Below are 673 nucleotides of genomic sequence, written 5' to 3'. Positions count from 1 at the left end.
TGCTGGCCTGGTTCTGCCTGTGCGCGGCGGCGGCGCGGCCGCTGCAACTGGGCGAACCCATCGCGCCACCGCAGCAGGCGCGGCAGCTGATGCTGGCGGTGGATCTGTCCGGCAGCATGAGCGAGCCCGACATGACCCTGGGCGGGCGCGTGGTCGATCGTCTGACCGCGGCCAAGGCGGTGCTGGCCGACTTTCTCGATCGCCGCGATGGCGACCGCATCGGCCTGCTGGTGTTCGGCCAGCAGGCGTATGCGCTGACTCCGTTGACTGCGGATCTGGCCACGGTGCGCGACCAGTTGCGCGACAGCGTGGTCGGCCTGGCCGGGCGCGAGACCGCGCTGGGCGACGCGATCGCGCTGGCGGTCAAGCGCCTGCGCGAGCAGAAGCAGGGCGAGCGCGTGCTGATCGTGCTCACCGACGGCGTCAACACCGCCGGCGTGCTCGACCCGCTGAAGGCCGCCGAACTGGCCAAGGCCGAACACGTGCGTGTGTACACCATCGCCTTCGGTGGCGATGGCGGCATGTCCCTGTTCGGCCTGCCGATCCCCGGCAGCGGCGGCGACGACCAGGTCGACGAGGACACGCTGCGCAAGATCGCGCAGGACACTGGTGGGCGCTTCTTCCGCGCCCGTGATACCGCCGAGCTGGCGTCGATCTACGCCGAACTGGACCG

At 70.9% G+C, this 673-nt stretch carries 1 protein-coding gene; it reads left to right on the top strand.

The annotated features are described in order from the left end of the window. Positions 1 to 673 (top strand): VWA domain-containing protein (locus D180_RS15725; protein ID WP_017913551.1); only part of this gene is annotated, 673 nt, incomplete at both ends.

The sequence above is a fragment of the Xanthomonas sp. SHU 166 genome (genome assembly GCF_000364685.1).
Lineage (GTDB): Bacteria > Pseudomonadota > Gammaproteobacteria > Xanthomonadales > Xanthomonadaceae > Xanthomonas_A > Xanthomonas_A sontii.
This window is presented reverse-complemented; position numbering and strand designations above follow the sequence as displayed.